This is a genomic window from Lysinibacillus sp. EB106-09-02-XG168, from assembly GCF_058791475.1.
Genome location: NZ_JBYTDN010000003.1, coordinates 2,628,706 through 2,653,038 on the forward strand (window position 1 = coordinate 2,628,706; position 24,333 = coordinate 2,653,038).

Annotated in this window: 24 protein-coding genes and 1 pseudogene; 7 read left to right on the top strand and 18 right to left on the bottom strand. The window is 35.8% G+C overall.

Annotated elements, in window-relative coordinates; genetic code table 11:
- Positions 1-372: 372 nt before the first annotated feature.
- On the bottom strand, positions 373-1,218 hold the full coding sequence (locus tag AC3WSO_RS13795; protein WP_492531522.1) for an MBL fold metallo-hydrolase: 846 nt from the start codon (positions 1,216-1,218) through the stop codon (positions 373-375).
- Between the two features lie 435 nt (positions 1,219-1,653).
- Between AC3WSO_RS13795 and AC3WSO_RS13800 the strand changes: the two genes are divergently transcribed.
- Entirely contained in the window at positions 1,654-2,427 is a 774-nt protein-coding gene (locus AC3WSO_RS13800; RefSeq protein WP_492531524.1) for a DUF1266 domain-containing protein, read from the top strand.
- A gap of 68 nt (positions 2,428-2,495) precedes the next feature.
- On the opposite strand, the gene AC3WSO_RS13805 is transcribed toward AC3WSO_RS13800, so the two are convergent.
- A complete protein-coding gene (locus AC3WSO_RS13805) occupies positions 2,496-3,254 on the bottom strand; it encodes a class I SAM-dependent methyltransferase (RefSeq protein ID WP_492531526.1) in 759 nt (252 codons plus the stop codon).
- A gap of 244 nt (positions 3,255-3,498) precedes the next feature.
- Here AC3WSO_RS13805 and AC3WSO_RS13810 point away from each other — a divergent pair, with 244 nt between their 5' ends.
- Positions 3,499-4,074 carry a GNAT family N-acetyltransferase gene (locus AC3WSO_RS13810; protein WP_492531527.1) on the top strand — a complete coding sequence of 192 codons (576 nt, stop codon included), beginning with the start codon at positions 3,499-3,501 and terminating at the stop codon, positions 4,072-4,074.
- A 223-nt stretch (positions 4,075-4,297) separates the two neighbouring features.
- On the opposite strand, the gene AC3WSO_RS13815 is transcribed toward AC3WSO_RS13810, so the two are convergent.
- Complete coding sequence (locus tag AC3WSO_RS13815; protein ID WP_492531529.1) at positions 4,298-4,855, bottom strand: hypothetical protein; 558 nt, start codon at positions 4,853-4,855, stop codon at positions 4,298-4,300.
- Positions 4,856-4,984: 129 nt separating this feature from the next.
- Between AC3WSO_RS13815 and AC3WSO_RS13820 the strand changes: the two genes are divergently transcribed.
- Positions 4,985-5,143 carry a hypothetical protein gene (locus tag AC3WSO_RS13820; protein WP_492531530.1) on the top strand — a complete coding sequence of 53 codons (159 nt, stop codon included), beginning with the start codon at positions 4,985-4,987 and terminating at the stop codon, positions 5,141-5,143.
- Between the two features lie 292 nt (positions 5,144-5,435).
- Here AC3WSO_RS13820 and AC3WSO_RS13825 read toward each other — a convergent pair whose 3' ends face one another.
- Positions 5,436-5,906: a DinB family protein gene (locus tag AC3WSO_RS13825; protein WP_492531532.1), complete on the bottom strand. Its 471-nt coding sequence runs from the start codon at positions 5,904-5,906 to the stop codon at positions 5,436-5,438.
- 247 nt (positions 5,907-6,153) lie between these two features.
- Here AC3WSO_RS13825 and AC3WSO_RS13830 point away from each other — a divergent pair, with 247 nt between their 5' ends.
- Positions 6,154-6,603 (top strand): ribosomal maturation YjgA family protein, encoded by a 450-nt coding sequence (locus AC3WSO_RS13830; RefSeq protein WP_492534360.1) that lies wholly within the window; start codon positions 6,154-6,156, stop codon positions 6,601-6,603.
- A 108-nt stretch (positions 6,604-6,711) separates the two neighbouring features.
- On the opposite strand, the gene AC3WSO_RS13835 is transcribed toward AC3WSO_RS13830, so the two are convergent.
- Positions 6,712-7,557: an alpha/beta fold hydrolase gene (locus AC3WSO_RS13835; RefSeq protein WP_492531534.1), complete on the bottom strand. Its 846-nt coding sequence runs from the start codon at positions 7,555-7,557 to the stop codon at positions 6,712-6,714.
- 622 nt (positions 7,558-8,179) lie between these two features.
- Between AC3WSO_RS13835 and AC3WSO_RS13840 the strand changes: the two genes are divergently transcribed.
- Complete coding sequence (locus AC3WSO_RS13840) at positions 8,180-8,665, top strand: tetratricopeptide repeat protein (RefSeq protein ID WP_492531535.1); 486 nt, start codon at positions 8,180-8,182, stop codon at positions 8,663-8,665.
- A gap of 54 nt (positions 8,666-8,719) precedes the next feature.
- On the opposite strand, the gene AC3WSO_RS13845 is transcribed toward AC3WSO_RS13840, so the two are convergent.
- The 7 genes and pseudogenes from AC3WSO_RS13845 to AC3WSO_RS13875 all read right to left on the bottom strand — a co-directional run bounded on the left by AC3WSO_RS13845 (position 8,720) and on the right by AC3WSO_RS13875 (position 14,168).
- Positions 8,720-8,938, bottom strand: a complete 219-nt coding sequence (locus AC3WSO_RS13845) for a DUF3955 domain-containing protein (protein ID WP_492531537.1) — start codon at positions 8,936-8,938, stop codon at positions 8,720-8,722.
- Positions 8,939-8,996: 58 nt separating this feature from the next.
- Positions 8,997-9,170, bottom strand: a pseudogene (locus AC3WSO_RS13850) (helix-turn-helix domain-containing protein).
- A 38-nt stretch (positions 9,171-9,208) separates the two neighbouring features.
- On the bottom strand, positions 9,209-9,448 hold the full coding sequence (locus AC3WSO_RS13855; RefSeq protein ID WP_492534361.1) for a DUF2975 domain-containing protein: 240 nt from the start codon (positions 9,446-9,448) through the stop codon (positions 9,209-9,211).
- 441 nt (positions 9,449-9,889) lie between these two features.
- Positions 9,890-10,933 carry a phosphotransferase family protein gene (locus tag AC3WSO_RS13860; protein WP_492531538.1) on the bottom strand — a complete coding sequence of 348 codons (1,044 nt, stop codon included), beginning with the start codon at positions 10,931-10,933 and terminating at the stop codon, positions 9,890-9,892.
- A gap of 12 nt (positions 10,934-10,945) precedes the next feature.
- The gene (locus AC3WSO_RS13865) at positions 10,946-11,722 is read right to left on the bottom strand and encodes an SDR family oxidoreductase (protein WP_492531540.1); all 777 of its coding nucleotides are present in this window, start codon (positions 11,720-11,722) and stop codon (positions 10,946-10,948) included.
- Entirely contained in the window at positions 11,719-12,954 is a 1,236-nt protein-coding gene (locus AC3WSO_RS13870; RefSeq protein ID WP_492531542.1) for an acyl-CoA dehydrogenase family protein, read from the bottom strand. The genes AC3WSO_RS13865 and AC3WSO_RS13870 overlap by 4 nt, the downstream gene beginning before the upstream one ends.
- A 326-nt stretch (positions 12,955-13,280) precedes the next feature.
- Complete coding sequence (locus AC3WSO_RS13875) at positions 13,281-14,168, bottom strand: LysR family transcriptional regulator (protein WP_492531543.1); 888 nt, start codon at positions 14,166-14,168, stop codon at positions 13,281-13,283.
- A gap of 140 nt (positions 14,169-14,308) precedes the next feature.
- Here AC3WSO_RS13875 and hutG point away from each other — a divergent pair, with 140 nt between their 5' ends.
- Complete coding sequence (gene hutG, locus AC3WSO_RS13880; protein ID WP_492531544.1) at positions 14,309-15,271, top strand: formimidoylglutamase; 963 nt, start codon at positions 14,309-14,311, stop codon at positions 15,269-15,271.
- Complete coding sequence (gene gltS, locus AC3WSO_RS13885; RefSeq protein WP_079561337.1) at positions 15,271-16,455, top strand: sodium/glutamate symporter; 1,185 nt, start codon at positions 15,271-15,273, stop codon at positions 16,453-16,455. Before hutG ends, gltS begins: the two co-directional genes overlap by 1 nt.
- A 63-nt stretch (positions 16,456-16,518) precedes the next feature.
- Here the strand turns inward: gltS and AC3WSO_RS13890 are convergent, their stop codons facing one another.
- From AC3WSO_RS13890 to AC3WSO_RS13915, 6 genes are all read right to left on the bottom strand, one after another.
- Complete coding sequence (locus tag AC3WSO_RS13890; RefSeq protein ID WP_492531546.1) at positions 16,519-17,784, bottom strand: polysaccharide deacetylase family protein; 1,266 nt, start codon at positions 17,782-17,784, stop codon at positions 16,519-16,521.
- A 464-nt stretch (positions 17,785-18,248) separates the two neighbouring features.
- Entirely contained in the window at positions 18,249-19,085 is an 837-nt protein-coding gene (locus tag AC3WSO_RS13895; protein ID WP_492531548.1) for a D-alanyl-D-alanine carboxypeptidase family protein, read from the bottom strand.
- A 187-nt stretch (positions 19,086-19,272) separates the two neighbouring features.
- Positions 19,273-19,896 (bottom strand): histidine phosphatase family protein, encoded by a 624-nt coding sequence (locus AC3WSO_RS13900; protein ID WP_492531550.1) that lies wholly within the window; start codon positions 19,894-19,896, stop codon positions 19,273-19,275.
- A 101-nt stretch (positions 19,897-19,997) separates the two neighbouring features.
- Positions 19,998-22,199, bottom strand: a complete 2,202-nt coding sequence (locus AC3WSO_RS13905) for an MFS transporter (RefSeq protein ID WP_492531552.1) — start codon at positions 22,197-22,199, stop codon at positions 19,998-20,000.
- A 131-nt stretch (positions 22,200-22,330) separates the two neighbouring features.
- Positions 22,331-23,491, bottom strand: coding sequence for a sensor histidine kinase (locus AC3WSO_RS13910; protein WP_492531553.1), 1,161 nt, complete (start codon positions 23,489-23,491; stop codon positions 22,331-22,333).
- Positions 23,488-24,201: a response regulator transcription factor gene (locus AC3WSO_RS13915; protein WP_492531555.1), complete on the bottom strand. Its 714-nt coding sequence runs from the start codon at positions 24,199-24,201 to the stop codon at positions 23,488-23,490. The genes AC3WSO_RS13910 and AC3WSO_RS13915 overlap by 4 nt, the downstream gene beginning before the upstream one ends.
- Positions 24,202-24,333 lie beyond the last annotated feature (132 nt).

Sequence of the window (24,333 nt, forward strand, 5' to 3'; positions counted from 1 at the left end):
AGTTGAATATACTGTTTTTTGACTTTTTTGTCAATTGACTTTAGTATTCTTTTTTAATGTTGGAAAAATCTAAATTCGCTATAATAAATTATTTTATGATAAAATATATGATATTGCGCCATCAAAGGGGCATGTACCAATTCATGCTGTAGCAAATTTATTTGCTACAGTTTTTTTATATTTTCAATTAAGACTCGACATAAATGCGTTCAGAAGCTTTAACTTCATAAGACAAACACAGTGTATATTGTACGCCAAAAGTTAGACCATCTAACAACTGGAGATGCAGTTTTTTATGGGGATATAACAAAAAGCATTTTACGGAATCATGACATCAAAGGTATACTTACATCATTTGACTCTTTCACTATGTTAATTCAGAAATTTGCTGTGATTAGGTATAGCAATCTGCTCGAATTCAGTTGCTAACTTATGCAAATTTCTAGTAAGCTTTTCCCCCTTCATTGGTAATCCATGGCCTGTAATAGCAACTGAAGGTTTTAGAGCTTCTAATTTTTTTACAGAATCCCAAGCTGCTTGCCAATCCGTCGTAAAGTATCGCGGCGGCCCGCTAATTTCCTTTTTTTGTAGCAAAACTTTGTAGAGCGACTCTTGTTTAACCGTAACAAAAGCATCTCCAACAATTAATGCTCGATCCTCTTCGCGAAATAAAGATATATGCCCTGGCGTATGACCCGGAGTATGAATCCAACGAAAACCATCCATAAATGGAATACTACCATCAGAAGGAAGTGCCTCAACGCTGTTTCCTAAGTTAATCGCTTCATTCGGAAAAATGGATGAAACTTTTGCTAGTAGGCCACCATTTACACTAGGATCAGGTTTAGGGTAGTTTTTTATATCCGTTAAATAAGGTAATTCTAAAGAATGTGCATAAACTGGCATACCCCAGTGTTCAATTAAATCAATTATCGCTCCAACATGATCAAAGTGACCGTGCGTCAAAATTAGCGCTTTAGGTCGACTATTTGATCCAAATCTCTCTTCGGCTATCGAAATAATTTCCTTTGCACTTTTTGGCATGCCTGCATCAATTAATACGAACTCTCCCTTATGAGGTTCACCGTAGAGTACAATATTAACAATTTGAATCGTATGTTGGTATAAATCAGGTAAAACTTCTACACCATCACCACTCCAAATTGATGTCGCAGGAATATATTTAAAGTCGCTACCATAGTTCATATTTTCATGCATGGAAATCCCTTCTTCCTCATTGAATTGTAGACAATCATATTTTTCCTTTATACAGTAAAGATATAGCAAGAAAAAAATGGATTATAATTCAAAACTATCAACTTCCCCATATTTACCCATAGCAATTTTCCATTATACACAACTAGCTTGTCGGCATGATTCAATTTTATATATTCCTTTTCAAAAAGTAAGTGATTTAGAAACTTCAAGAGCCAACTCATACTGTATGTCCCATTCCTTAAATTCTTTTCAATCACTCGTGCAAATGCCTCTACGCCAATCAACAAATATTATCATTACGCTTGGCGATAAGTAATAAAATAGCCATATTGTATATAGTTACCTGTAAATGTATAATTTTACTATCTCCTAGCGAAAGTGAGTGATTTTGAATTAGACTGCACCAAATAAAAATTTGAAAAGGAACGTGATGGTTTGAAGATTTTTCTTATTATTGTAGGGATTTTGATTTTAATTTTCGTGGGTTTGATTATAGTCGGCAATGGATTTAATAAAAAAAATAAAAAACAGCGAGCAGAAATGGAGAAGGTTAACCCTTTACCGAAGGAGAAACAGCATATGCTTGCCTATGGTGCCATCCTCGCACTTTACAGACTTGAGTCGCCCCGGGTATTGCAGGTGATGGAAAGTCATGAAATTTTGAAGGACGGCCTATCCGCTGCCTGGGAGGTTAATAATACAGAGGAGGCTGTGCAAACCCTGGAATGGCTGATATCGGAAGGGCATCGTACGAAGTTTGATGAGCTGCTTCTCGCATTAAAAGCTGGCCAGTCTTTTACAGAGGAGGAAGTGGGGAAATCGCAGGAATGCTATGAATCAGCCCAAGAGGGTATGATGAAGAGGCTTTCCTTTACAAAATCCGATTTTGACCAGGTGAACACCATTGCTGCATGGGATTTTGACCGTGCTGTAAATATTGCAAGATGGAGCTACATAGTTGGTTATATTACCGAAGAACAGGCATGGGGCTATATAGAGAGAGCTGCTGATGCTGCCAGCCCTATCTTCCAATCCTGGAATGACTATTTTATTTCATTTGCATTTGGCCGAGCCATTGCTTATGAGGGTAAAATTATCGATATCATTTGGAAGGGAAAGGAATTATTAGAAGAAAAGGACTCGATTTGGAATGAATTTAACATTAAGCGATCCACGGCACAGGAATCTGTAACATTGAACAAGGTATGAGAAAAAAAGGAATCTAAAAACCTGCTAGATATTTAGCTTCTTTCTTAGCTAAAATCTAGCAGGTTTACTTATTTGCGAACAGCTTCAAATGTAATTATTGAATGCTCTTTTGAAGGCTTTTTGTCATAAATATATTCAGCTGAACAAGTAATATCAGAAAAACCTAAGCTTGTTAATATGTGCTGGAATTCTTCTATTCCGTACCATCGCAACGAAAATCTTTGCAATTCTGAATCTATTAATTTACCATTTCTCCATTTTTCATATTTCAAAACGGTTAAAGTATATTGATCGATCCAGTTCATTTCAACGGCTTTTCTTTCTAATGCAATTCCTTCCTCTTTCGAAATTTCATAGTAAGATGAAGATGTTTCCCCTGTTCGCCAGTCTGTAGGGAAAAGCAAGTCTACGATTAAGCGTCCTCCAGGTATCAAATGATTATACATACATTTTAATGCATCCATTGCATCTTTTGAATTCTCTATTAAGCAGAAAGAACCTGTAGGCATAACAATCGCTTCATATTTTGAGTCTATTGAAAAATTGCTCAAGTTACCTTCATATAGATTTGGCATGAATCCTCTTTCTTCACAACGTTTTCTGCATAAATCTAACATTTCAGGTGAGTAATCAATTCCCTCAACATTATATCCCTTTTCAAGTAAAGGAATTAAGAAGCGTCCCGAACCAACCCCCGCTTCAAGCACTTTTCCCTTAGTTCCCTTTAGTCGTTCAAGATAATATTCAATATCCCCACCAATAGAATATCCTACTGGTTTTGTCATATCATAAAGTTCTGTACATAATGGACCGTAATAACTATACAAAGTAATTCCTCCGATTTTTTTGCAGAAGAATCTATTATACTCTTAGTTCTTCCACACCTTATTTATGTTTGATGAAAAAATAGAGCTGACTTTCATAATTAATCACTCACTTTCGTAAAGAATATAGTAAAATTATACATAATTACATTAATTTTAACAAATAGTTCTTTTAATTACTACGAAGAATGGTAAGGAGAACCTCACAGCTGGTTTTGTGCTCAATTAAAAATAAGGAGAGAATACTATGAAAAAAGAAAAAGTGTTTCTAGAGTTCCCATTATTAAATTCCGAAAAGCTAGTACTAAAAAAAATAGAAGATGCACATTTACAGGAACTATTTGCGATTTATGATAATGATAAAGTATTTGAATACTGCGGGATAATCCCTAAACATAATATCCAAACAGTGAGTAAAATGATTGGGCATTTTGATAGAGATTACAAGAAGGAAAGCATAGTTAAATGGGGCATTTTTCAAAAATCTCATAGCGATCAATTAGTAGGTATTATAGAAGCAATGGAATTTAATCAAAAAGTGAATATGGTGACGATTGGTTACTATTTAGCAGAGAACTATTGGGGTAAAGGTCTTGCATCCGATGCGGTTAACATACTTGTCAAATTTTTATTTGAGGAAGTTAATATAAATCGAATACAGGCCGAAGTAATGCCGTTAAATGAAGCATCTAAAAAGGTTCTCCAGAAAAATGGTTTTCTAAAAGAAGGACTTTTGAGACAAGCTAAAGTGTGGTCTGGTAAAGGTGTTGTAGATTTAGAAATATACGGTTTGCTTAAAGAAGAATACATCGTAGATAAATAATTGGGTGAGGTTCATAAAGCTTGTGTGTTTAAGTCTTAAATTTCGGCTCAATTTTTCACATACTCACAATAAAAAGCTGACCACCATATTTATTAACTCTCTACTCTTTCTAGATCAACTAAACTGCTTCATTAGCACAAGAAGCGATCGCTCTAATTGAACAATCGCACCACGTTAATGAACCAGATGTATCCAACCTTTTTCCATTTTACTTAAATTATCCTTATTTATCATAAGTATTATTTGTAAATTGGAGCTTTGGCATATAAGTGTATCCGCCTGCTACCGTTTCTTTTGTTTCAACATCATAAATTGCATATTTACCTCTAAATTCGTTTTCTGTGTCTTTAAAAGAAAAAAAGAAATAAACCTGCCTATTCGGGCTAACGGTCTGATGGAAGTTAATATCTACATCAGGGTAGAGCCGAAGTATATTTCCATCAAAAGTTATATAATTTAATCGCTCTACCTCATTAAACAATAACTTTTTTCTAATGTTTACAGATGCATCAGGCATTTCTTTAAAAAGAACCGTGTCCAACTGTCGATGCTCCTGCTTATGTCTTCGATAAAGTTCCTGATGTACAGGATACTTTAGATCTCTTAATGCCTGGTAAAATTCATCTACAGTTTCATCAATAACTTTTTCCTTATTTGCAGGAAATAAATATTCAATTTTATCTGAAGGTATATTTTGTGAATAAACAGTATTTCCTAATAACATGGAAAGACTGAACGAAAATAAAAACATATACAAACTAATTAAGAAAAGTTTTTTCATTTAGATTACTCCTTTTTAAAAGTAAAGTACCCTAAATGTTCTTTAACTATCCTGCAAGGTTCATTCAATAAAGAAAAGCTGTTTTTTCAAAGATAATGGTTTTGTAACATTTAGTGCGGAGAATGGGGTTTGCTAGGTGATGAACAGGTTAGGCAAACGTCTAGTATCTCTGCTTCTCATGGTGGTGATTTTAAAAAATTGTACATCAATCAAAAATATGGACCAAATATGTATGCTTTGAGGGAACAAGATGAAATATTTTCTATGGTTAAAAACGTTTGTTTTTAAGGTGATTGATTTTATGAAATGATCTTTAGATATTTCTGGTTATTGTGATAGTAATGATGGCTTAGCTGAATTTTAATATTACAAATCAACGATGACTTATAGCTGATTGGATTTCTTACTATGATTAATTAGGTATTTAAAGGAAAAGTATGCTCTTTAAATGCTTCAACTAATAGGATGTCTTACTTTAATTCACTGTACTAGAAACAATTTTGAATGAATTTCTTATACTATATAGAATATAAAAGAACGTTCCTACATAAAAGGCCCCCGTTTGTTAAGTAGTTCATTTCTATTCAAACAATGGAACTTTTGGTTCTATCCCATAACAATGAACAAGCATAGAGTTTAATTGCCCTCTGTGATGATAAACGTGAGCTAGGATCTCTAATAACCATTCATATCGTGAGTATGTTACACCCCAATAAGAAGTCGTTTTCTCATGAAGCTCGACTTCTGTATAATTCATATATTTATCTTCTAATAATTGATAATTTTTTATCAATGCATCTTTCATCTCATTTAAACTCTTATATGAAACACTTAAATAAAATTTTTTCATCTTGTCTTGAGATGCCCCGTCTGAAATAAGTGAATCAGCTACACAAATAATAGCAATATGTTCTAACAGCTCTCCTATGGAGTACTTGCTAGATGTAGGTCTTTTTTGCAAGTCATGTTCTGCTAACTTTTCTATCATCTCAACTATTGTCGTTATAGCGAATTTAATTTGATGTAATGCGCTTTTACAATATATATTCATCTTATCCTCCTTAAGTTAATTAAATTAACAATAACATAATTTGGGTAAATCTATAATATCAAATTAATCTTTAAAGATGCTTTTTTGACTTATTCTCCCTTCTCATTGCAAGAAAGCCTTTACCTAGTTTCACCTTATAGTACAAATCGATCATTTCCTCAAAGGCTTATAAACATATAATTCTTGCTGACACCATTTTTGAGATATAATGAAAATTAATGAATACTACATCAATACGCGAAAAAGAGTGATTCTATTGACTAATGGGCATAAACCTATCAATTTACAATACGGTAAAATGCGAATAACTTATTTGATAGCTACTGCTATCACCATTTTACTCGGCTTAGCTTCAAGAAATTGGAGTACCCTACTCCCATCATTTGTAGCGCAGAATGCAGGGGACATACTATGGGCTATGATGGTCTATTTCGGATTTCGATTGTTACTAGTGCGTAAAAGGGCGCTCACAGCTATTTTGCTTAGTTTTTTGTTTAGCTTCGGCATTGAATTTAGCCAGTTATATCAGGAAGATTGGATTAATCAGATTCGTGGGACTACGCTCGGGGCTTTGATACTTGGCAAAGGCTTTCTTGTAGAGGATTTGATTCGATATATAGCGGGGATCATAATCGCTACTTTTTTGGATACGTCGGCAATTAAATTCACGCTTCGAAGTTACATGGAAAATCGCTAGAGAATTATATTAAGTCTCTAGCGATTTTATATTTTGGGTTAATATTAATGAACCATATTATAAATGATCAATCTTTATTACAAACTAATATGAGGAATGGGGCATCATCTATTCTTTAATCCAATTGATTAATTCTTTATCAAAAATATCCGGTTCTTCAAACATAGGGTTATGTCCGCTTTTTTCAAAAATAAGCTTCTTCACATGTTCAAATGAATCGTCAATTATATCCCAGAGTGAAACAGGAGCGACTAAATAATCATATCTTCCTAACCCTACAAAAATAGGTTTATCTAAATGAGCCATAGATTGGATTAGATTTCGTTCAGCAAAAGCTACACCCCAAAGATAATCAATAACATCCATATTTGTATAGACACCATCCCACATATAAGCAGCATCGAACGTATAGTCATAAAAGCTATGCGCTCCCATACGAATACACATATGCACAAATCGTCTCTCTGGATCATTGTGAATATCATTCTCTAAGAAAGCAATATCATGCTCGAATTGCTTTGTTCGTTCAGCACTGGCCGTCTCATTAAAAAACGAAAAACTTTGCTGCTGTCTCTCTTGACTGTTTGTCGGTGCTGAATTTAATAATATGACCTTCTGAACATATTGAGAATATTTTTCAGCATACGCCAAGGCCATAAATGCATGTCCAGAATGTCCTAAAATGATAAAATCCTCAAGCTTTAATAATTGTCTTGCTGCTTCGATATCCTCGATAATTTTATCTAAAGTATAATCTTCTTTCTTTAAAGTACGTGATGGCTTAACAAAGCCTCTATGATCTAAAAAGATAAATTGAAAATGTTTATATAAATTTTCCGAGAACAAGCGTGGATAATATACACTGCTACCCACTACCACTATCGGCTTACCTTGTCCCTTCACACAATATTTTAATTCATTTCCTTCATTTAAAATGCTTTGATCATTATTCATTATAATCGTCCTCTTTTCTCTTTATATCGAAGAGCTATCATTTAATGCTCTTCCTTTTATCACTCCCCTTCTATTTTACGTTCCCGTGTTTTCTCCATAGAACGCTCCAGCATCCTACCTCACCTCTCATTATTATTTCATATGTAATATTTTGGCATAAAGTGGTATTTTTAAAATAAGTACTTATTTGGCTCATCACCATAACGTGTGGTTGATTTCTGTTCCGTCTGGGCGCTTTGTAGCTGTCGCTTCGCTTTCGCACAGTTAAAACATTAGTTGCTTCCGCTACAGAAAACATTTGCCGCTGCTGCTTCGCTGTAGGGCTCGTACCAACACGATGTTGGTCACGAAGGCGTTATCACAGGACGTGAAGTTTTTAGCCTTCGCTCCCTCTATATCGCTGAACACCGAGGAGTCGCCCAGCCTCTACTCCAATCAGCATATATACAAGTTATATGTCTTAATAAATGTCATAACAATTTTTGGTGATGAGTCACTTAACTTCCAAGTATACAATAATAAATTATAAACTTACATATATTTCTAGTATTCTTATAATGGTAAATATAAAATGTTTATAGATTAGAAAAAGAAAAATACAGAAGTTATAAGGAGGAAGAATATGGATAAACGATTACAACACATCATAACCTTGCGGGAGAATGGTCGATTGGAAGAAGCAAATCAATTAATGGTAGCACTAGTTAAAGAAGAGCCTGAAAATGGATATTACCAATTTCAATGTGCATGGACATATGATTCATTAGGAAAGGAAAATGATGCTATCCCCCACTATGAAAAAGCGATTCAGCTAGGACTCAAACCAGAAATTTTACTAGATGCTTATGTAGGGTTAGGAAGCACTTATCGTACGTTAGGTCTATATGAACAGGCAAAACGTATTTTTGACCAAGCTTTTAGTGAGTTTCCAGATGCCGAACATGTAAAGGTATTCTATGCTATGACTCTCTATAATCTCAAGGAACATTCAAAAGCAATGGAAATTTTATTAAATACAGTAGCTGACACTACTAATGATGAAGGTATAAAAGACTATCGTAAAGCTATAAAGTTTTACAGTGATAAACTTGATCAAACGTGGGAATAGCAAAATAAACGCAGAAAAGATCAGGCTCCTATTTGGTAACCTGATCTTTTCATATTACTTCACAATATTTGTTTTTTTATCGGTAGAAATAATTGTAACAAATAATAATGAAATTATACCGCTAAAGAAAAATAAATAACTTAAAGGAATTAAAAAGAAGTTTCTTTCTATGAGTGTTCCATCTGGCAGTATTTTATCCCCGATAATTCCCTTCGTAAATAAACATAAAACGCCTATTAAAATCGGTAAAGTTGCAAGTATATATTTTTTCATCGTTCTTCTCCTATAATTTATTATCCTCATTTTCTCTATATTCCAAAATGTCACCTAGTTAATAGTCTAAAACTTCGCATATTTTTTCTAATGTAGAAAATTTAGCGGCTTTTGCCTTTCATTTTTCAAGATAGAAACATTCGCCATTGTATTGCCTAGTTTTTCTAATAATTCTGTAACACACCATTTTTCTTTTGGCTAGCATGACATCGAGATTTACTAGGATAACCATCGTTTACACACCCCAAATTGTTAGATCATTATCCCGCTTTAAGAAAGCATTTTAAAATCTAGGACATTCGTGTGATAGCTCCAAACCGAAAAAATATAAAATACCGCAGCTACATATAAAACACCTTCAATCACGGCTAACACGCTTATTATTTTTAATCTATCTGCGTTCGCGACCGTAAAATCTTGATTGGAGCCAATATCCGTACATATTTTCCATCCTAAAGCTAATTCTATAAAAAACGGAATCCCCGATATCCAAATAAATGGTTTATACAGCGCTTGTAGTTCTTCTGTGTATCTAGTAAAACTTTCTTACCTGTTTGTGGCGCTGCATAAATACAGAATAATAAACCAAATAAAGCACAAACAATTATCAATTTTAACCATTTTGAAAATTCTCTTTGTTTCATAACTTGCTAATGACATATTATCTTGCCATTCATCCCAAGTCAATAATTATTTATCGTAAAACAATAAATAATTATTGTAACTACATATATCTTCCCCTTTTTAGCCAAAATGCTTGTTTAATTAGTGAAATATGATAAAATAAGAACGTATATTCGCACTCCCTTGATTTTCATCACGGGAATATTTTGTTATAAAAATAAATTGGGTGCGAGAATACATCTTAATAATATGAAAACTAATGTCGGATAATCTGTTTTTTTGACAATAAAAAAACGGCTGCTCTGACAAGCAACCGTTTTTTTATACCTATAGTGCTTTGCATGCCTGATGAATTAGAGCAGCTACCATTTTATCCATTTGTGCAAAACGATCGTCTTTTGTTTGACCGTTGACGTATCGATAATAGATTTGCTGACAAATTACAGCTAATTTAAAGTAGGCAAATGTAATATAATAATCGATTGTCGAAACATCACGTCCGCTTTTCTCAGCATAGCGGTTTATGAATTCCTGACGTGTGTAAAACCCTGGTAAAGTCGTTATTGGTGGTTCTCCAAATGCGTATAGCAGCATTTTTGGATCATCTGCATGCATCCAATAGCTCATAGCTACCCCTAAATCTGCTAATGGGTCCCCTACAGTTGTCATTTCCAAATCAAAAAGACCAATCATTTCAGAGTAATCGCCGGAAAACATAGCGTTATTAAGCTTGTAATCATAATGAATAATAGTAGCTTCACCATTAGAGGGTACATGGTCCTCTAACCAATTAGTCAAGGCTGCTACTTCAGCATAATCTGCCGTTTTCGATTTGTCATAGCGCTCAATCCACCCTTGTACTTGCCGTTCCATAAATCCTTCCGGCTTCACCATATCTTTTAATTGAGTTTCCTTATATGGTATTGCATGAAGAGCTACAAGTGAATCAACCATCTTTTCCGAAACGAGACGTCCTAATTCCTCCGTATTATCAGTGCCGGATGGGAAATGAGTATCTAGTACGATACCCTTTTTGCGTTCCATTAGAAAAAAATCACTGCCGATTATATCTCGATCGTCAACGTACACATACGGTTTAGGTACTGCAGATAAAAATGGATGTAATGCCGATATAATCGTAAACTCACGTTTCATATCATGCGCTTTTTTGGCGACTGGTCCATGTGGAGGCCGTCGAAGAACCACTTCAAATTCGCCTACTTTTAGGCAATAAGTCAAATTTGAATGTCCAGCACTAAACTGTGAAATTTCTAGTTTCTCCTCTGGTAATTCCGGAAATTGACTCTTTAAAAATGAGTGTAATTTCACTTCATCTATACGTTCACTCGCCCTTACTTGTATCGTATCCATTGTACCCCTCCCTTAAATGATTGAGCTCATACCGCCATCCACAACTAAAACATCTCCCGTAATATAGTCTGAGGCAGCCGCGGCTAAAAATAATGTAACACCTTTAAGGTCATTTTCTGTTCCTAATCGTTTTAACGGCGTCACGCCCAGTAAATAATCTTGTCCGCGCTCAATTAAAACCTTTGACATTTTTGTTGGGAAAAATCCTGGGGCAATCGCATTTACATTAACGCCATATGGTCCCCATTTTACAGCTAAATCTTTTGTAAGCGTAATGACCGCACCTTTACTAGCGTTATAACCAATTGTATCCATGAATTCAGGTAGTGTACCACCAAGCCCTGCAACTGAAGCGATATTGATGATTTTTCCACTCTTTTGTTCTAGCATTATTTTGCCAACAGCTTGGCTCATTAAAAATGTACCATTGACGTTAACATCGAAGACTTTTTGCCAAGCTTCATATGGCATTTCAACGGCAGGAGTACCCCAAGACGCCCCGCTGTTATTGACTAAAATATCAATTTGACCGAATGTTTCCAGCGTTTCTGACACTACATTCGCTATATCTTCTGGCTTTGTTACATCACAGGCAAGAGCTAAAGTTTGTACACCTAAATCAGCTAATTCTGCCGCTACCTCTTCGCATGCCTCAACCTTTCTTGAGCAAAGTACAACGTTCGCACCTGCTTCGGCAAAGCCTTGTGCGATTTGAGCTCCAAGACCACGTCCTCCACCCGTTACGATGGCCGTTTTCCCTTTTAAGCTAAATAAATCTAGTACCGTCATTTAACCAGCTCCTCTTGTTTTTTGGCATGCTTCTTTAGCTCCATCTTAGCAACTGTGTTACGATGCACTTCATCCGGTCCATCTGCTAATCGTAATGTACGGGAATTTGCCCATTGTGCAGCAAGCGTCGTATCAGGTCCTACTCCAGCAGCACCGAATGCTTGAATCGCTCGGTCAATCACTCTTAATGCCATATTTGGAGCCACTACTTTAATCATAGCAATTTCTGCTTTCGCCTCTTTATTCCCTACTGTGTCCATCATATACGCAGCCTTTAACGTTAAGAGCCTTGCCTGCTCAATATCAATACGGGACTCCGCAATACGCTCGCGCATCACACCTTGGTCTGCGAGCGCTCGATGGAAAGCGTGTCGCTCACTTACACGCACACACATTTCCTCTAATGCACGTTCAGCAGCTCCAATAAGACGCATACAGTGATGGATACGACCTGGCCCTAAACGACCTTGTGCAATCGCAAAGCCTTTTCCTTCTCCCCACAATATATTTTCAACAGGCACTCGAACGTTCGTAAACGTCACCTCACCGTGTCCTTCTGGTGCGTGATCATAGCCAAATGCAGTAAGCATACGCTCAATTTTTACTCCAGGAGTATCCATCGGCACTAAGATCATCGATTGTTGCTCATGGATAGGCGCTGTAGTATCTTTATGTTTCCCCATAAAAATGGCGATTTTACAGCGTGGATCCCCAGCTCCTGTTGTCCACCACTTATGTCCATTTAAAATATAATAATCGCCATCACGTTCAATGCTTGCCTCGATATTTGTTGCATCACTAGAGGCAACTGCTGGCTCAGTCATTGCAAAGCTGGAACGTATTTCCCCACGTAATAACGGCTCTAGCCATTGTTTTTTCTGCTGTTCTGAGCCGTAACGCACAAGTACCTCCATATTTCCCGTATCGGGTGCATTACAATTAAACACTTCTGGTGCAAGTAAAGAACGTCCCATTATTTCACATAAAGGTGCATATTCTAAATTCGTCAAACCTGCTCCATATTCGCTATCTGGTAAAAATAAATTCCATAAGCCCGCTTCTTTTGCTTTTTGCTTTAATTCTTCCATAATTGGTGGAATCGCTCCCCAACGATCCTCCATTGCCTCTACCTGTGCAGCAAACACTGCCTCGTTCGGATAAATGTATTGCTCCATAAAATTTGTCAGCTTCTCTTGCAGTTCTACTACTTTTTCGCTATAAGAAAAGTTCATAAAAAAGCCCCCTTTGTTTGAACTCAAAATGACAAATGAATGAATATTCATTTTTATTCCTACATTAAATGTTACCGTTATATTTATTGTAAATCAATGGCTATTAATCAAAAATTTGAATTATAGAGAAAATTCATACTCGAGGCAATATTTCAAGCAAATAAATCATCACATTACGATAATAAAATACAAGCAAAAAACTATTTTGCCATAATATGTATAATTAAATTGTAATAGCTTCGTTTTAAAATCAGTAAGTGTAGATAAAAAAGAGTAACTTCTCATTCAAAGAAGTTACTCTCCCAATTATATTAGTCTTTCTCATTTTAAAGCATTTTGCCTACTGTCATAATATCAGTAAGCAATTGACGAATGGCCAATGGTAGATGACGGTTTTTTAAATACACTACATACACATTTCGTCGTAAATTAGGACAATCAATTTCTTTTTGTACAATCGTTTTAGCTGTAGGACCTTTTAAATAATTTTCAGGTAGAATGGTAATCCCTAAATTTTCGCGAACGAGAGATACAGCTGTTTCAAAACGTTCAATTTCAAATTGTATATTAATGTTTTTGTTAGCCCTTGCGAATGCATCTAAAATATCTTGTCTCGTTTGAAAGCCCTCTGTACTTATAATAAATGGCTCCTCACTTAAATCGGCGATCGTCAATCTTTCCTTCTCTGCTAAAGGGTGATTTAATGGTAAAACGGCTACAAGTCGCTCTTCATACAAACATTTAACTTCGAGATCCTCATCTTCCATGATTTGATTTGTAATAATTAAATGTGTTTTATAGCTTTTTAGCGATTTTTCGACACGCTTACTTCCTAAAATATCTACTAGATGAATCATCATTTGGGGATACTCTTTTTTATACTCTGTAATGACTTTTGGGAGCCAATGCTTAATCGACTCCATAATGCCGATCGTTATTTCGCTCGTGCCACGTACGATGACCTCATCCATTTCTATTTTTAAAACTTCCATGTTTTTCAATATAACTTTTGCTCGTTCATATAAAAGCTCACCTGCTTCTGTTAATTGAAGATTTCTCGTATTCCTTTCAAGCAACGGTGAACCAATTTCTTGCTCTAATTTTTTTATAGCATTACTTAGAGAAGGCTGAGAAATATGCAGTTTTTCAGCAGCCTTCGAGAAATTCATTTGCCCCGCAACTGCTATAAAATATTGCAATTGTTTAATATCCACAACAATATCTCTCCCCATTTATAGTTTAAAGCTATAGATTAATAATAATTATATATTAGATATTATAATTATGCGAATATATAATTTATTCATAACAATATTTTTACCACAATAATATTGGAAACGGAGTTGATACTGATATGTATACAATGACAGATCAAAAACAATGGAAAGGTCGTATAGATTCAACTACTAATACGAGTAGTTTTCGTTTACATCAAAAAGTAAAAAGAATTCCTATTAATGATATCAGTGCCTCAGATAATCACCATGCCGGAATTGTTGGCTTTATTTGTGATGAAGGTGTACGTCGTAATCAAGGACGCATAGGCGCAGCAAGTGCACCTAATGCTCTGCGTGAGGCATTATCTAGCCTACCTTGGACATTTGATGATGAACAGCAAATTATAGATGTCGGCAACGTTATTTGTCTAAATCACGCATTAGAAGAAGCACAGCGTGAGCTCGGTGAAATTGTCAAAACATTGCTAAATAAAAAAATACAATGTGTCGTGCTTGGAGGTGGACACGAAACACTATATGGACATTACTTAGGCGTTCGCTCAGCGTTACCTAAATATGCAGAAATTGGAATCGTCAATATCGACGCTCATTTCGATTTACGACCATATGATGAACAACCATCGTCTGGCACAATGTTCCGTCAGATTTTAGAGCAGGATCCAAATGCCGATTACTATGTTCTAGGCATACAACGTTACGGTAATACAAAAGAGCTATTTAATAAAGCCAATGAGTTGAATGTAAATTATGTGTTAGAAGATAACCTGACACCAGAAAATATGGCGCAAACTTTAAATGATCTTCAGCAATTTATGGATAATCATGATTATATCCTTTTAACGTTATGTATGGATGTGCTAAACGCTGCATTTGCACCAGGAGTTAGCGCTCCATCACCGTTTGGACTAGATCCAAAAATTGTGCGCACAATACTTCAAACAGTAACTTCGCACCCAAATACACATTCTTTTGATATTTGTGAGGTAAATCCTTCATTGGATGAAAACGGACACACAGTTAAATTAGGTGCTTATTTTGTTTATGAAGCACTTAATAACTTACTTAGGGGGCAAGGTTAATGATCGAATTTAATCAAATTACAACAGTATTTCTAGCGGTTGCCCTATTCGCATTGGGCAGCTGGCTCATCAATAAAATCGGTTTTTTAAAAAGGTTTTGTATACCAGCGCCTGTTGTTGGTGGCTTACTATTCGCCGCATTAGCAACTATTCTAAAGACAACAGACGTCATAGAAATTTCGCTTGATACGTCGTTACAAAGCTTATTTATGATTACTTTTTTCACAACAATTGGTTTAGGGGCAAGCTTTAAACTAGTGAAGCTTGGTGGAAAATTATTAGTTATTTATTGGTTAGCTTGTGGTTTCTTAGCTTTAATGCAAAATGTTATTGGTGTGTCACTTGCATCACTAATGGGGATTCATCCATTAATCGGCATGATGGCTGGCGCTGTTTCTATGGAAGGCGGTCATGGTGCCGCCGCAGCATTTGGACAAACATTAGAAGACTTAGGTATTTCTTCCGCCATGACAATCGGTGCGGCGGCAGCTACATGTGGTTTAGTTGCTGGTGGCTTAATCGGTGGTCCTATTGTAAAGTACTTAGTTGGTAAATACAATTTAACGCCAGATGAACAAGAAACTGAAGAAGTTGATTTTGAAAATAAAAATGAACAAATTACATCTGATTCATTCTTTACACAAGTATTATTCATCACGTTCTGTATGGCAGTAGGTACATATGTTGGAACGTTATTCTCAGAAGCTACTGGCTTCGTACTACCTGGCTATGTTGGTGCAATGTTTGTAGCTGTACTAGTGCGCAATATTATGGATAAAATAAACCCTGAAGCGATTAACATGAAAAGCATTTCTTTAATCGGCGATGTAACATTAGGGATCTTCCTTTCTATGGCACTAATGAGTATTAAATTATGGGAAATTGCTGATTTAGCACTTCCATTATTCATTATTGTTTTCGCGCAAGTATTCTTCATTGTCGTATTTAGTATCTTTGTATTATTTAAGATTCTTGGTAAAAACTACGATGCTGCAGTTATGGTTGCCGGTTTTGCCGGACACGGCTTAGGGGCAACGCCAAATGCGATGGCTAATATGTCAGCGGTTGTCCAACGCTTCGGTCCATCGAAAAAAGCATTTCTTGTCGTACCAATCGTAGGAGCGTTTTTAATCGACGTATTCGGTATTCCAATTATTATTACGACTATTAATCTATTTAAATAATCAATAAGGCCGTGCAATTGTCTTTATTAGACAGTTACACGGCCTTATTTTATTACCTATAGGTTATTGTAATATTTCACTAACAGTTACAAATTCATACCCTTGCTTTTGCAAGTAAAGAATTACATTTTCCAAACCATTTGCTGTCGTTTGATGAATATCATGCATTAAAATAATGCTGCCATCTTTCACTGATGCTTTCACAGATGCTAATATTTTATCAGCATTGCGATGCTTCCAATCTAATGTATCAATTGACCATAGAATAGAAGGCATTGTAATGACAGAACGAACTTTATCATTCACTGCACCATATGGTGGACGGAAAACTGTTGGATTTTGACCGATGGATGCATAAATAGCATTGCTAGTTCGATCAACCTCTTGTTTAACATTTGCTGTCGATAAGCCTGTTAACTTTGGATGGTTCCATGTATGATTACCTATTTCATGACCAGCCTCATAAACTTTCTTTACGATTGCTGAGTTTTTAGAGGCGTTTGTCCCAACCATAAAAAATGTTGCTTTTGCATTATATTTACTTAAAGTCGCTAAAATTTGTGGGGTAACTTTTGCATCTGGCCCATCATCGAACGTTAAAGCTACACGCTTCTTTTCCCCTTTCGCTACTGGCACACCTTTATTATATATTTCATTACCAGATATTTGGATATTCGCCAACTCAGAAGCTTTCACATAGCCCTTTTGTTCACCAGCTTCTATATAGGCCCAGCCAACTAGCGTTGTGTACTGTTGAACGACTGTTTTATTAGCAATCGTACCAAGAATCTCGCCATTTGGGCTAGCAGTTAAACGAAGCACAGCACCATTAGCAGCATTTACTCGTTTTGTTGTCGCAACAGGTTTCTTTAAAGAATTTGTTGCAACATAGCCTGTTTGATGACCATCTTGAACAAATGACCAACCTCCAGGTGCTGATCCATATACAAAGATAATATTGTTTTCATTAAGCAGTCCCGTTTTTTGTGCATTTGGACTAGGATATGTAAATAAAGATGTTCCGCCTTTTTGTGTCACTAAATAAATTTCAGGTGTAGTGCTTACTAATGCTGCCGTCTCAACATATCCCTCTAGCTGTTGGACTTTAATTCGAGTCCATTTCTCACTTACAGGTGTAGCTGTTACATAACTACCTTTCGTTATTTGACCGATTTCGGTACTTTCTACGGAAGGTTCTTGATAAATTGCTGTGTCTTTAGCTACTAATTGAATAACAGATGTACCCCCAGCGTTTGCAGCTTCATTATCTACAAACACAAAACTAATTAAAAATGTCAAAATAATTGCAAAGGGTAAAAGTTTTTTCATTGTTCTACACCGCCCTTTTCATCACAGATGTCTTTTCTCATGTGTTTTTTCTATTAAAGTATAGAATTCGACTCTAATTATAGATTAATAGATTGTGCCAGGAAATAGTAGGAATCAACTAGTTTTTGTGAATAAAAATGGAACACGCCATAACGTAGGATGGATTTCCGTTTCGGCTAGGCACTTCCCTAGAGTCGCCCAATCTCCACTCCAATCAAGTAATAAATACGGCATATTGTTGAATTGTTTGCTTATTCTTTTCTAAAAAACTTTCAATGATCACATAACACCTTCCCTCTTAAATCAAACTGATTGATTGTATCCCCAAGCTTAATACCGTGATAGCTATCTCATATGTGTCGAAAAAACGCTCCCAAGACGCTTTTTTTCATGTGTTTATGCGTGCTCCCTATTAAGAAGACGGTTGAAACGATTAAAAAGTTGTTATTTTTTCATATTTTTCCCTACAGCGAATCGTACGCTGTCAGAGCATCTTCAATATGGAATGGTGGTGTCCAGGCCTGCCCATCTGCATTCGTCGTCACGAATATATATCGTTTACCATCTTTTTCGATTATTGACGCTAAGCAAAGACCCGCTTCAGGTGTATAGCCCGTTTTCCCACCCAATATTGCACCTTCTCCGCCTGGTATTTTTGTCAAAAGTGAGCTTGTTATCGTTAATGCATTAGGCACATGCGTGCTATAGCTTTTTGAAGTCAAAATTTGATAAAAGATAGAATTTTCAATAGCATAACGAAACAGCTTGCTAATATCCCGTACACTGGAGACATGAGAAGGATCATGTAATCCGCTGGCATTCACAAAATGTGTATCATTCAACCCTAATTCATGTGCTTTATTATTCATTAATGTCACAAATGATTCTTCACTTCCTGCAATCGCATCCGCAAGTGTTCCTGTAGCATCCGCCCCAGAAGCAAGTAATGTACCATATAATAAATCCTCTATCGTCACAAAATCTCCTGCCTTAAAACCAGCCATGGACGCATTTTGAGCAGTAAATTTAGAAATCGTTTGTGGTTCAACGATTGTTTGCTTCTGCAGATCAGTAGTCATTTCAATGGCAACAATCGCTGTCATAATTTTCGTTAATGATGCAGGATAGATAATGGCATCGGCATTTTTTTCGAACAATATATCTCCTTTTGCATTCAGCAACAACGCATTTTTACTATGCAACGAAGGTAACTCTATTTCGGTTTGTTCCGTTGAGTTATTTGTATAATAAAAAAAGAATGCAACTGCACATATAAAACAAAATACGACAAATTTCTTCATGAAAAACGCCCCCTACTCATTATAATAGGAGGCATTTATGAATATTCCTGTAGGAAATTTATGAAGAAATTCTTAAGGTTTTTTTATTAATTTCTCCTTGGCGTAATTGCGGCAGGAGACTTTATCTTCATTCATCTCCACCTTCAAAGGTGGGAGTCTTCTGCCCCTGTCGCTACGTTTTCGTACATTATGAATGAAAATAAACTTCATTAAAATCTGAACATATTCTAGTGATAGTGTTATACGTTAATTTAAAAAATACATCTTGAGACACTTCTAGCTTCAGCGCGTCTTCCTTTTTTAAATCTGCATAAATCCCTCGTAAAATACGACCTGTTAGACCATGGGAAATGGCAATCACATTTGGTACATGTTGAATGTCTTTTAACCAAGTACTTAGTCTGCACACTACCGAGTCATAAGCTTCTCCATTAGGCGCATTAAAATACCAGTTATACACATCTGTATTTTGAAAAAGATTTGGCCAAGACCCTTCAATTTCTTTCGTTGTTAACCCAGCCCATTGTCCCACAGCAACCTCAGTTAATCGGTCATCTTTTTCAACCTTTTTCACATCAAATCCTATTGTTTCACAAATGATTTCAGTACTTTGCATCGCTCTTCCTAATGGACTCGACACAATTTTCCATTCATTAGGATTTCCAATTAAACTTTTCAGCATTTGTGCATTTTGTTGTACTTGTTGTACACCCGCTTCTGTTAATGGAGAATCAAGCTCTCCTTGGTATCGTCCTTGTGTATTAAATTCCGTTTCCCCATGACGGATTAAGTAAATCGTTTGGTTCTTCAATATTGTTTCCCCCTTTAATTTCTCCCTAGTTATTACTAATATTTTTATATATTTTCATTTCTAATCCCAATATTGTTCATTAGTATCGTCCCTTGCTTGGTTTAATTAAATTGGAAATGGATCTTCTTTAGCTTCAATGGATCAAACTGTGGATTTACTTCTTTAAAATCGTTCAATGAAAATCCATAATGTTGAAACACTGGTTCCGACGTATTACCTATATTGGAAAAAGGTTTTTTCAGTAACTTTCCTTTTATAGCAGGTGTCAATTTGGCTATATAGCTAAGAGGCAAGCTCGCCCGATTGCCATTGCTGTCTTCTACAGTAACTGTAAAATCAATTAGTTCCTCCTGATTTTTCTCCTTTTTTTCTTTTCTATTATCTGCAAGTGAAAATACGATAGAATTGTTTTGCCCTATCTCTAATCCATTCTTGGGAAGAGTTAATGTATAAAAAGCTTGAGAAAATTTGTCTTTTGAATCCCAACCTAAACGAACGGCACTATAATCTGCTTCGTCATTTTTCATTTTGACTTTTTCCTCTTTCCATTCCTTTAAATTCTTGCCGAACAGTTTGCCACCTGGGACAGTGGTCGTGTTTAAATCAATATCTTCATTAAACGTAACAATAAAAGATGTTTGCGAATCGTAGTAATTATTGATATATAGTGTATCAGGAAGCCATTCTTTAGCATAACCTAGATCTTTAAAAATCTCCTTGTATCGTTTCTTTTCTTTCAACGTACTATCTAAAAAAGCAGATATCAATACTTTCGTGATGGTTTCTTGCTGATTGCGAGGCATAATTTGTTTAAGGTTAAAGAGTTGGTTAGTCGTACCGGCTAGATCGCCCCGCCCCCACCCTTCATTAAATTGCCCATGATTGGCTCCATAAATATAGACCGACGCATTCATATAATCATCTTTATTCGTATAGGAAATTCGATATTGCTGATTAGAGCTATCAAAGCTATTTACATCCATATCATGTGCCCCTTGTAGTGCCAAATAATTTACGTTTTTTAATGGAAGTGGTTTCCCTGCAGGCAAATATTGACCGTCTATTCCAGCAATAGAAATAAGCGAGCGGATTGAGAAATTATAATCAAATTGAATATTTCCATTACTAGGCGGGTGTTGCATTTCGTTAAAAGCAGCTGCAATCGCGATAGCTTCTCCACCTCTGGAATGCCCAATCAGTGCAATGTTTTCCATATCCACTTTTTGATAAAATGGATTGCTTTCAGTATTGTTCCATTCTTCCCACAGCTTTAAGTGCTCCAGCAATATTAATCCTCTCGCTGGATTCTCATTCTTTAGCGGACTGACCAAAAACATATCATCATAGGGAGACGCATTTAGAAAGTTTTCATCTACGGATACAACTATATAGCCCCTACTCGCAAGAAGGTTACCTAAATATTCGTAACCTGTATCAGAATAATCAGTCATTACATGGTTTCCATGAACAATCATTACTAACGGAAAGTCTCCTTTCCCTTCTGGATACCAAACATGACCATTTAACGGCATTGCATCAGGTCCAAAGCCAAGTGTTTTCGTGCGAACAGAAGACCACTTTTCTATAAAATCGGAAGCGTCTACTGTTTTAGTTGCCAAAGAATTTTTTTGGTTAAAGACTTCCCGATAAGTATTCAGATTGCCGTATGTGAGCTTTCTAATTAAATAGCTGCCCGGTTTCGCTGGATTACTAAGCAATGTATTGTCATACCGTTTCGATGATTTCAGTTGCTTTAATACAACTACTGGGGTGTTCGCTTCCCCGGGATGAATCAACCAATAACTCCATGCTCCAATCCCAATAGTCAATATAAAAAAACATGTGAGGACGCTAACTTTTTGATATTTTTTTGCATTTTTATAGCTACCCCTTAACCATTTGTATAATAACGCCCCCCACAAAGAAACAACAACTGCTATTAATAGAAGAAATAGGCTAGTTACTTCCAAAGAAGAAGCGAAAAAGCAGAACAACAGAAATATAAGTGAACTAAAGAGTATCCATATATATCGACTAGGAATTTTTTTCACTCCATGCAATAGAAGAGTAATAAAACCACTTATTAACACTACGAAAAAAATAAATACGAACATTCCAATAGTGTAATCAAAAAAACTACGCTGCTCTAATAAAAACTTACCTTGAATCAAAATCATTAGAAATGCCATCGTACTTAAAGCGGTAGCTGCACCTTTCCAACCTAATGACAATGGCTCAATACGCTTTCGATTTGCATATAGCTTTCTAACAAAATTTTTGAGTTTCCTTTTTATTACTTCCAATTTTTAATCCCCCTACCTACAATCTATTTCATAAATATTCTATTGTAGGTTACAGGATGATTCTTTCAGCCAGCTTTCATCTTTCTTTCAATAATCTTACTATTCCACTCAAGTACATTTTGAAGAATAAATTAGTTAGATGTCAGAACTTTTTTTGGCAAGAAGAGTATAAAATTCGTCTCGTCATTCGTTGTCAGTGTAATATTACCATCATGTTTTTCGATAACTTGTTTGGCAATCGCTAGTCCTAACCCTGAACCACCATCACTCTTGCGCGATTGATCCCCACGCACAAAAGCTTCAAATATGTTTTCTTTAATTGCCTGTGGAATGCCAATCCCGTCATCTTGAATATGAATTTCAAGTCCTTTTTCCGTTGTTAAAAGCTTCAATCTCACGGTTGTTCCTGGTGGATTGTATTTTAATGCATTTGAGAGAATGTTAGATACAGCTCGGTATAACCATGTATAGTTGAATGGAAAGATGATTTCACCTTTAGGAATCTCAAATTGAAACATAAATTTTTTTTCTGCAAATAGTTCGTAATACTCTGCAGCGATTTCTCTCGTGAATTCGGCTATATCAGCAAATTGAAAGTTAAAAGGATAATTAGGGCTATCCAGTTTAGATAATTCAAAAATGTCGTCAATGAGTTCTGATACAAGCTCAGCCTTATCTGAAATTATGCGTAAAATTCGTTGTCTTTGCTCTTCATCATTAATTAGTCCTAATTCCATCGCCTCAATATACCCTCTAATTGTAGTAATCGGTGTCTTTAGATCATGAGATAGATCCACAAGCATTCGTTGCTTGTTCTCTTCTAGGTGCTGCTTTTCCTTTTCCATTCGTTCCAGTTGTTCTGCCATGTCGTTAAAATCGTCTTGGATTTGGGCAAGCTCATAACTTGCTTTAAATTTTAGTCGCTTATTATATTGACCTCGAGCAATATCTTGGATACCATCTGCAATTGAACGAAGTGGAGTGGTAAGTCTGGAGGCCGTCCATTTTCCAAAAATATAAACAGCAATGGTTAATAAAGAGAGAAAAAGCAGAAGAGTTTGCAAAAGCATTTTGTAAAAGATCTGTTCGTTGTTTTGATGATCTTTGCCATCCATGGTCTTATTCGTTTCAGATGATAGGACTGTACCGTTTTCACCGACAATGTCTGCAAAATAATTAAGAATCTGCTCATTTAATATAAACAATGAAAAGGCTGCAATACATGCAATTGCAATGAAGAAATAACTATATGTAATAATTAATAAGCGCCGAAGCCGATTCGGAGATTTCATGGAATCAGCTCATCTTTCTTGGCAAACCGATAACCGAGGCCGCGAATGGTTTTTATATATACTGGTTTCCTTGGACACTCTTCAATTTTTTCACGAAGTCTGCTAATTTGGACCATAACTGCATTGTCATCAGCAATAAAATACTCATTCCATGCACGTTCAAAAATTTGTTTTTTTGTAAAGACGCGTCCCGGTTCACTCATCAAGAGTTTTAACAGTTCATATTCTCGTGCACTGAGTGGAATCGGCTTGTCTTTGATATATAGCACACATTCGTGGTGCGATAAAAGTAAATCCCCCAATTTCAGCTGAGAGTGTTGTTGAGCAGATAATGAGTCATTAAATTCATAAGACCTCCGTAATTGGGCTTGAATTCTAGCTGTCACTTCTAAAGGACTAAATGGTTTCGAAATATAATCATCTGCTCCTAATTTCAATCCTGTTATTTTATCGTAATCCTGGCTTTTGGCGGAAAGTAAAATAACTGGAATTTTATATTGCTGACGGATCATTTGCAGCAGTTGATAACCATCAATGATTGGCATCATAATATCTAGAATGGCAAGGTCAATCGCCTGATTTTTCAACTGATTGAAAGCTGTTTTGCCATCGAACGCTTCTAATGTAATATATCCTTCTGCATGTAAGTAAAGCTTTAACAAGTCTACAATATCGGGATCATCATCAACTATCAATATAGTTTTGGGCATAGTCTATCCTCCTTCACATATCCTTTAATGTATTCTATTTATTAACATTCAATTCCTTTTAGATGTTTATATTGTAAGGTAAATGAAAGATTGATATGTTATTGCGCCTGTTGTGAAAGACGGAAATATTTT

Bases quoted from the DNA above. Each gene is read 5' to 3' on its own strand.
- AC3WSO_RS13795 (WP_492531522.1), bottom strand. From the start codon at position 1,218: ATGCATGAAAATATGAACTATGGTAGCGACTTTAAATATATTCCTGCG.
- AC3WSO_RS13810 (WP_492531527.1), top strand. From the start codon at position 3,499: ATGAAAAAAGAAAAAGTGTTTCTAGAGTTCCCATTATTAAATTCCGAA.
- AC3WSO_RS13815 (WP_492531529.1), bottom strand. From the start codon at position 4,855: ATGAAAAAACTTTTCTTAATTAGTTTGTATATGTTTTTATTTTCGTTC.
- AC3WSO_RS13825 (WP_492531532.1), bottom strand. From the start codon at position 5,906: ATGAATATATATTGTAAAAGCGCATTACATCAAATTAAATTCGCTATA.
- AC3WSO_RS13835 (WP_492531534.1), bottom strand. From the start codon at position 7,557: ATGAATAATGATCAAAGCATTTTAAATGAAGGAAATGAATTAAAATAT.
- AC3WSO_RS13840 (WP_492531535.1), top strand. From the start codon at position 8,180: ATGGATAAACGATTACAACACATCATAACCTTGCGGGAGAATGGTCGA.
- AC3WSO_RS13845 (WP_492531537.1), bottom strand. From the start codon at position 8,938: ATGAAAAAATATATACTTGCAACTTTACCGATTTTAATAGGCGTTTTA.
- AC3WSO_RS13860 (WP_492531538.1), bottom strand. From the start codon at position 10,933: ATGGATACGATACAAGTAAGGGCGAGTGAACGTATAGATGAAGTGAAA.
- AC3WSO_RS13865 (WP_492531540.1), bottom strand. From the start codon at position 11,722: ATGACGGTACTAGATTTATTTAGCTTAAAAGGGAAAACGGCCATCGTA.
- AC3WSO_RS13870 (WP_492531542.1), bottom strand. From the start codon at position 12,954: ATGAACTTTTCTTATAGCGAAAAAGTAGTAGAACTGCAAGAGAAGCTG.
- hutG (WP_492531544.1), top strand. From the start codon at position 14,309: ATGTATACAATGACAGATCAAAAACAATGGAAAGGTCGTATAGATTCA.
- gltS (WP_079561337.1), top strand. From the start codon at position 15,271: ATGATCGAATTTAATCAAATTACAACAGTATTTCTAGCGGTTGCCCTA.
- AC3WSO_RS13890 (WP_492531546.1), bottom strand. From the start codon at position 17,784: ATGAAAAAACTTTTACCCTTTGCAATTATTTTGACATTTTTAATTAGT.
- AC3WSO_RS13895 (WP_492531548.1), bottom strand. From the start codon at position 19,085: ATGAAGAAATTTGTCGTATTTTGTTTTATATGTGCAGTTGCATTCTTT.
- AC3WSO_RS13910 (WP_492531553.1), bottom strand. From the start codon at position 23,491: ATGAAATCTCCGAATCGGCTTCGGCGCTTATTAATTATTACATATAGT.
- AC3WSO_RS13915 (WP_492531555.1), bottom strand. From the start codon at position 24,201: ATGCCCAAAACTATATTGATAGTTGATGATGATCCCGATATTGTAGAC.